7 protein-coding genes are annotated in these 7313 nt (G+C 70.5%); 2 read left to right on the forward strand and 5 right to left on the reverse strand.

All coding sequences use genetic code 11. The features are described from left to right. Positions 1-41 precede the first annotated feature (41 nt). Positions 42-3065 (forward strand): alpha-mannosidase, encoded by a 3024-nt coding sequence (locus A4X16_RS09980; protein WP_067120093.1) that lies wholly within the window; start codon positions 42-44, stop codon positions 3063-3065. A gap of 4 nt (positions 3066-3069) precedes the next feature. Here A4X16_RS09980 and A4X16_RS09985 read toward each other — a convergent pair whose 3' ends face one another. After that, positions 3070-4236 (reverse strand): DUF2252 domain-containing protein, encoded by a 1167-nt coding sequence (locus tag A4X16_RS09985; protein ID WP_082914401.1) that lies wholly within the window; start codon positions 4234-4236, stop codon positions 3070-3072. 42 nt (positions 4237-4278) lie between these two features. Here A4X16_RS09985 and A4X16_RS09990 point away from each other — a divergent pair, with 42 nt between their 5' ends. Beyond that, positions 4279-4689: an MmcQ/YjbR family DNA-binding protein gene (locus A4X16_RS09990; RefSeq protein WP_067120095.1), complete on the forward strand. Its 411-nt coding sequence runs from the start codon at positions 4279-4281 to the stop codon at positions 4687-4689. Between the two features lie 18 nt (positions 4690-4707). On the opposite strand, the gene A4X16_RS09995 is transcribed toward A4X16_RS09990, so the two are convergent. The 4 genes from A4X16_RS09995 to A4X16_RS10010 are packed head-to-tail and all read right to left on the reverse strand — an operon-like array spanning position 4708 to position 7160. Further along, positions 4708-5469, reverse strand: coding sequence for a hypothetical protein (locus tag A4X16_RS09995; RefSeq protein WP_067120097.1), 762 nt, complete (start codon positions 5467-5469; stop codon positions 4708-4710). Between the two features lie 7 nt (positions 5470-5476). Beyond that, positions 5477-6604, reverse strand: coding sequence for a hypothetical protein (locus tag A4X16_RS10000; RefSeq protein WP_067120099.1), 1128 nt, complete (start codon positions 6602-6604; stop codon positions 5477-5479). Beyond that, positions 6601-6897, reverse strand: a complete 297-nt coding sequence (locus A4X16_RS10005) for a hypothetical protein (RefSeq protein ID WP_067120101.1) — start codon at positions 6895-6897, stop codon at positions 6601-6603. Before A4X16_RS10005 ends, A4X16_RS10000 begins: the two co-directional genes overlap by 4 nt. Then, positions 6894-7160, reverse strand: coding sequence for an SAV_915 family protein (locus A4X16_RS10010; protein ID WP_231880327.1), 267 nt, complete (start codon positions 7158-7160; stop codon positions 6894-6896). The genes A4X16_RS10005 and A4X16_RS10010 overlap by 4 nt, the downstream gene beginning before the upstream one ends. Between the last annotated feature and the right edge of the window lie 153 nt (positions 7161-7313).

Below are 7313 nucleotides of genomic sequence, written 5' to 3' on the forward strand. Positions count from 1 at the left end.
CCTCGCACCCCCGCCCCCGCTCTTCACTGGAGAACAGCTGCATGCATGACGACACCTCGCTCACCGTCGGCCGCGTCCGGAGGGTGCTCGACGAGCGAGTGCGTCCGGCCATCCACTCGGCATCCGTCCCGCTGAGCGTCGAGGTCCACGAGCTTCCCGGCGAGCCCATCCCGCCGACCGAGGGGCTCGCGCTCGAGTTCGCTCCGGCGGCGGTGCCGAGCCCGTGGGGGCCGGCGTGGTCGACGACGTGGTTCCGGCTGACGGGCGCGGTGCCGACGGAGTGGACGGGCCGGCGCGTCGAGGCGCTGATCGATCTCGGGTTCACCGACCACATGCCCGGCTTCCAGTGCGAGGCGCTCGCATATCGGCCGGACGGCACGCCGATCAAGAGCATCAATCCGCGCAACCAGTGGATCGCGATCACGGATGCCGCCGAGGGCGGCGAGTCCGTCGAGGTGCTGCTCGAAGCAGCGGCGAACCCGCTCATCCTCGATTTCCCGTCCTTCGCGCCGACGCAGCAGGGCGACGTGCGGACCTCGGCGCGGGAGCCCCTGTATCGCACCCGGCGTCTCGACCTGGCCGTGTTCGAGACGGAGGTCTACGACCTGTCGCTCGATCTGGAGGTGCTCTTCGAGCTGCAGGCCGAGCTGCCCGCGACGTCGCCTCGTCGCATGCGCATCCTGCAGGCGCTCGACGACGCGCTCGACGCCCTCGACCTGCAGCGGGTCGCCGAGACGGCATCCGTCGCGCGTGCCGCCCTGGCCGACGTGCTCGCCGCGCCCGCCGAAGCGAGTGCGCATCGGATCTCGGCGATCGGCCATGCGCACATCGACTCCGCCTGGCTGTGGCCGCTGCGCGAAACGATCCGCAAGGTGGCCAGGACCACCTCCTCGATGACGACGCTGATCGAGGAGCAGCCCGACTTCCGCTACGGGATGTCGAGTGCGCAGCAGTACGCGTGGCTCAGGGAGCACCGCCCCGAGGTGTGGGAGCGCGTGAGAGCGGCGGTCGCGGACGGCCGCTTCCTGCCGCTCGGCGGCATGTGGGTGGAGTCCGACACGGTCATGCCGACGGGCGAGTCGATCGTGCGGCAGTTCGCCTACGGGCAGCGCTTCTTCGAGCGCGAGTTCGGCATCCGCTCGAAGGGCGTGTGGCTTCCCGACAGCTTCGGCTACTCGCCGGCCCTCCCGCAGCTCATGCGACGGGCGGGCTTCGAGTGGTTCTTCACGCAGAAGATCTCGTGGAACCAGCAGAACGTCTTCCCGCACCACACCTTCCTGTGGGAGGGGATCGACGGCTCGCGCATGTTCACGCACTTCCCGTCGATGGACACCTACAACGCCACCCTCAGCGGCGAGGAGCTCGCGAAGGCGACGCGCCAGTTCAAGGAGAACCGCGTCAGCTCCCGGTCGATCGCCCCGGTCGGGTACGGCGACGGCGGCGGCGGGACGACCCGCGAGATGGTCGACAAGGGTCGGCGCCTGCGCGACCTCGAGGGCAGTGCGCGGGTCGAGTGGCAGCATCCGGATGCGTTCTTCGAGACCGCCCGCGCCGAGATCCCGCATCCGGCCGTCTGGGTCGGCGAGCTCTACCTCGAGCTGCATCGCGGCACCCTCACGAGTCAGCACGCGACCAAGGCGCTGCACCGCTGGGCGGAGCAGGCGCTGATCGAGGCCGAGCTCTGGACCGCGACGGATGCCGTGCGCACCGGCGCCGACCATCCGAAGGCTGAGATCGATCGGCTGTGGGAGACCGTGCTGCTGCACGAGTTCCACGACATCCTGCCGGGGACGTCGATCGCCTGGGTGCATCGCGAGGCGGTCGACGTGCTCACGAAGGTGCTGTCGGATGCCGAGGGCATCTCGGCCGCCGCGCGGCGCTCGCTCGCCGGCGAGGGCGATCGCGCGCTGCGGTTCGTCCCCACCTCGGTCGGCGGGGGACGGGCGCTCGGCGCGGCGCTGATGCCCGAACCGGCGGACGGCGGACCGGCGGACGGCGACCCGGCACCGGCATCCGTCTCTCTGGTCGAGCATGCCGGAGGGTGGCGCCTCGAGAACGAGCTCGTGTCGGTGCTCGTCTCGGGCGAGGGGCTCATCGTGTCGGCGGTCGACCGGGCGACGGGGCGCGAGGCCGTCGCCGAGGGCCGTGCGGCGAACCTGCTCCAGCTGCACCAGGACTTCCCGAACATGTGGGACGCGTGGGACATCGACCGGTTCTACCGCAACAGCGTCGAGGACCTCACCGCGGTGACGTCGATCTCGGCGGAGCTCGTCGACGGGGTCGCCGCGGTGAAGGTCGCTCGGACCTTCTCGGAGTCGACGATCGCGCAGACGATCCTGCTGCCTCCCGGGTCGCGCACCGTGCTCCTGCGCAACGAGATCGACTGGAACGAGACCGAGAAGCTGCTGAAGCTCGCGTTCCCGCTCGACATCCAGGCGACGCACACCGAGGCCGAGACCCAGTTCGGGTACCAGTCGCGGGTCACCCACACCAACACCAGCTGGGAGGCGGCGAAGTTCGAGGCATCGATGCACCGGTTCGTGCTGGTGCGGGAGCCCGATTTCGGTGTCGCGCTCGTCAACGACTCGATCTACGGCTACGACACGTCTCGCGAGGTCGCCGACGACGCGGTCACGACCACCGTGCGGCTCTCGCTGCTGCGCGCTCCGCGGTTCCCCGACCCCGACACCGACCACGGGCCGCACGAGATCGAGGTGGGCTTCGTAATCGGAGCGGATGCCGCGATCGCGACGGCCGAGGGCATCGTGCTCAACGCCCCGGCGACCGTGGTGCGCGGCGCTCGGGAGGTCGAGCCGCTCGTCTCCGTGCAGGGAGAGGGGATCGTCGTCTCCGGGGTCAAGCTCGCGGACGACGGCTCGGGCGACGTGATCGTGCGCATGTACGAGGCGCTCGGTCGGCGCGCGGTCGGCACGCTCGAGGCCGCCTTCGAGCACCGGGAGATGCGCGAGGTGACGCTGATCGAGGACGACCTGGAGGGCGGACGCCTCGGCGGAGAGCTGTCGCTGCGTCCGTTCGAGGTGCGGACGGTGCGCATCGTCCGCTGATCGGTCAGAGCGTCGAGGCGGCCCTGAACGCGTTGTAGTCGACGCTGCCCTTCATGTCGTGGAATTGCCGCGCGTAGAAGTCGGCGACGGGGCTGCGGAGGTGACCGAGGAACGGGTCGGACAGCGCCTGCAGGATCCGCTGCATCGCGACGACCCGCGCGCCCTCTCCATGGGCCTCGATGATGCCGACGAGTCCCGGCGGCTGCTCGATGCGCCCGTACTCCACGAGCACGCTGCGGCCGGCTTCCTTGGGCTGCATCAGCAGCGTGTTCCCCTCGCCGTCCTGGAACAGCACGAGGTAGCAGCGGGTGCCGACGCTGCCGACGCCGACGACGCGTCGGGCGACGTCGCTCACCGAGTAGTGCTCGAACAGCAACGCGATGTCGGTGCTGGCGGTATGCCGGTACTGCATGACGAGGTCGTGCACCAGCGCCCGCCGCTCGTCGTCGATCGGCGACGTGGTCGGCTCCTGGTGCAGGAAGCGGCGTCGGCCGTCGGCATCCGCCGCCGTGAGCTTGCGCACCGCCCGATCACCGGTGCGCTTCTGCGCCTGGGCGACCGCGGCGCGGATGGCCTTGCGCGACTCCTTGTCGAGCGAGGTGCGGGTCGACTCGACGTCGAAGTGCGTGAAGTAGCGGGCGGTGGGACTCAGCGCCGTCGCGCGACCGATGCCCCGCGCATAGGTGCTCACCGCGGCGAGGACCGCCTCGTCGATCACGGCATCCGCTCGTCCCGTCGACTGACCGCCCACGACGATGCTCGCCACGAGGCGCTTGACGTCCCACTCCCAGGGCGCCCACGCGGCCTCGTCGAAGTCGTTGAGATCGAACATGAGGCTGCGCTGCGCGGAGGCGTAGAACCCGAAGTTCGAGATGTGCGCATCGCCGCAGGACGCGACGAGGATGCCGCTGTGCGGCGCGTCGGCGAGGTCGGCGGCCATGAGGGCGGCGGTCCCGCGGTAGAACGCGAAAGGGCTCGCCGACATGCGCTCGGCGCGCAGCGGCACGAGCTCCGGGATGCGGGTGCGGTTCTGCGTCTCGAGGATGCCGAGCGGGTCGCGGGGTGCGTCGGCGATCGTGGCGAGCGCCCCGCGCGGGGTGCGCTTGCGGGCTGCCGCGCCGCGCGCTGCGAGGTCGGCGTGCGACGGCGGCAGCGTCCACTCGGAGGTCATGGGGTCATTGTGACAGCCGGGCGGGAGGAGGACTATGACGGAATGGCAACTCTCGAGGACGTGCGCGACATCGCGCTCGCGCTGCCCGGCGTCTCGGAACGGGTCAACGGACACACGGGCGAGCCGGGGTGGAGGCTGAAGACGGGGCACATCGCCTGGATCCGCGGCGCGACCGGCGTGGATCGGCGCCAGCTCGCGGATCTCGGCCGCGACTGGCCCGACGGACCCGTGCTCGGCGTGCGCGTCGCGAGCCTCGAGCAGAAGGACGAGATGCTCGCTGCCGAACCGGAGATCCTCTTCACCATCCCGCACTTCGACGGGTACCCGGGGCTGCTCGTTCGTCTGGATGCGATCGACCGCGAGCGGCTGGCGGAGATCATCGCGGACGCGTGGGTCGAGCGGGCTCCGGTGCTCGTGGCGAAGCGCTGGCTCGACGAGCGCGGGCTCGCCTGACGGCGGCGTCAGGGCGCGTCAGGCCTGGAGCTCGCCCGTGATCGTCCGCATGGCCGCGATGCCGTCGGCCAGAGCGGGACGGTGCTCAGGGGAATCGCGGAAGAAGGCGACGATGGCGGCGGCGGCGGCGGGGTCCGATCCGAGGTGATGCGCGTCGATCATCGCCGGCGCCCGGCCGGCGATCTCGATCATCACCTTCGGACCCTGCGGTCCTACCGGGGCGACGGCTCCCACGTCATCCCAGGAGACTTCGAGGGGCGTGGAACCGCGCACGCCGTGCAGGCCGCGCTCGTCGATGATCAGGCCCAGCGGGCGACGGAGCGCGACGACCTCACGCGCGAGTCCGACGAGCGAGACGATCCCGAGAACGTAGGGTCCCCACTCCAGCAGTCGGCCGCCCATCGTCGGGAGTCCCGATGTCTGGACGACGACGGTCATCGCGGCCGGGATCAGTCCGATGATCGGGACGAGCCAGAGCACGGCACGGACCCGGGAGTCCGGCGTGAGACGCAACGGACCCGTCGTCGAGATCCGGACCAGTCGCTCCCGCAGCGACCTCACCCAGACCGCGAGGGCGATGGCCAGCATCCCGGCGTACACGGCGAGCGACAGCATGACGAGGCGGAAGCCGGGCCGGGAATCCACCACCGCCAGCAGCAGGGGCAGCAGAGGGAGGATACCGACGATCGCCAGGGCGGCGACGGGGAACCGTCCCTTCGGGTGCACGGATCGCGAGCCGTCGACGATATGGGGCGATCGGGCGATGGTGTTCATCTGCATCCGCCGTTCATCCTGCCAGCTGCGGTGGTTGCCACAGGCGCGTACCGTCCTCGAGCCATTCGTCGATCGATTCCCTGGCGTCGACCGGCACCCAGGCCTCCCACGCCCATGTGGCAGCAGAGCCCACGGCGACCGTCGCGACCACGGCGCCGCCGACCACCCATCCGAAGGGACCGCCGGCCGCGGCGATCGCACCGCCGACCACGGCACCGCCCGCCGCGCCGCCGGCGGCTCCCGCGATCGCGGACGACCCGGACTCCCCGTCGGCGATCGCCGCGCCGATCGTGACGATCTCGATCGCCGGGCCGACGATGGGGATGATCTTCCCGATGCGACTCACCTGCTCGACGTGATCGAGCAGCTCCTCCATGCCTTCGCGGATCGCCCGCGGGTTGGCGGCCTCTGCCGCCGCCTGTGTCGCGGGATTGCCGGACCTCAGCTGGTCCGTGAAGGTGTCCGCGTCGTCCTGCATCTGCTGCGCCACCGTACGCCAGTCGGCCAGGTCGCGTTCCGTGCGGGTCTCGGCCGCCTCGAGCGCGGCGTCGACGACGGTCTTGTTCGCATCCGTGGAGGCGAGTTCACCGACGATCCCGTCGAGCGGTGACAGGTCTTCGAGGCAGGCGATCAGCGAGGCGAAGTTCTCGGAGCACCACGTCTCGAGCTCACCCCACCACGTGCCCACCCGCGTGGCGAGGTCGTTGTATGTCGTGACCCGCGACATGAACGCGTCCCACTCGGCGATCAGCTCGGGGTCCGCATCCGCGGTGGGGCACGCGGCCAGATCCGTGGTCGGCTCCAGCACGACCTTGCCGTGCACCGTGAGTCCGCGGTCTGCCGCCTGCGTCAGATAGGAGTCGAAGTCCTCGCGCCCCCGGTCGAGCCGGTTGGCGTAGGCGTGCAGCACCGGCGCCGCGTCGCCCAGGTACTTCATCGCCGGGCTGCACCGGTTGCGGACCGAGGTCGCCGTCCGCTGGAAAGCGCTGCCTGCCTCTCCTCGCAGGTAGTTCTCGCTCTGGCCCGCGACGTAGGCCAGTTCGAGATCGACGTCGACGAGCGACGAGCTCATGCGAGACATCCAGTCGCCGAGTGCGCGGACTGCGGCAGGGTCGCCGGGGATGTGGAGATCGACGCTCACGGCTCGTCCAGCTCTTCCTCGATGTCGCGGATCTCCTCGGCCATCTCCTCGTTCGTGAGGGTCATGTCGGCGAGCACGTCGTTCGTGATCGCCGACAGCGCCCTCGTCGCGTCGTTGGCGACGCCGGCGGCCTCGGCTCCCGCCGACGCCACCAGGGCGATGATCGACGTCGCGATTCCCGCATCGGGCGCGGACGGGAGGTCGGCGAGCGCGGCGTCGGAGTCGTCGATGCGGGCGACCACCTCGCGGAGGCGGATCTCCATGCCGTCGCGGTCCACATAGATGTCGGTCACGCGATTCGTCCTCCGCTCCTCTGAGACGTGGGGACGGGCAGATCGAAGGCGACGACGTCGAATGCCTGCGCCTGCTTGACGCGACCGAGCTCGGGTGTCGGCAGCATCACCCACGGCTGCTGCTCGCCGCAGCACGCCGCGAGGCGATCGAGCGCCGTGTAGGCGAGCAGGCCGGTCCGACCGTTCGTCAGCGGGCGCACGGCGAACATCCGGCCCTGGTCGTCCGGCATATCGATGACCGGCAGGTAGAGCACCGGTGGCACGATCGTGCCTCCGCTCGGCTGGCTCGGCTCGCTCGGCTCGCTCGGCGAAGTACTCCACATCTCGTTGCCCCCCTCGGTCGTGGATGTCGCGTCGATCCTAACGGCCGAGCGATCTCGAGGGTTCCTCGGTGTGGTGGGGGTCGGGTGGTGAGG

It is taken from the genome of Microbacterium sp. H83, from assembly GCF_001650405.1.
Taxonomy (GTDB): domain Bacteria; phylum Actinomycetota; class Actinomycetes; order Actinomycetales; family Microbacteriaceae; genus Microbacterium.

What these genes read in the sequence shown, in the direction of transcription:
- A4X16_RS09985 (WP_082914401.1), bottom strand. Translation starts at nt 4,236, where the DNA reads ATGACCTCCGAGTGGACGCTGCCGCCGTCGCACGCCGACCTCGCAGCG.
- A4X16_RS09980 (WP_067120093.1), top strand. Translation starts at nt 42, where the DNA reads ATGCATGACGACACCTCGCTCACCGTCGGCCGCGTCCGGAGGGTGCTC.
- A4X16_RS09990 (WP_067120095.1), top strand. Translation starts at nt 4,279, where the DNA reads ATGGCAACTCTCGAGGACGTGCGCGACATCGCGCTCGCGCTGCCCGGC.
- A4X16_RS09995 (WP_067120097.1), bottom strand. Translation starts at nt 5,469, where the DNA reads ATGCAGATGAACACCATCGCCCGATCGCCCCATATCGTCGACGGCTCG.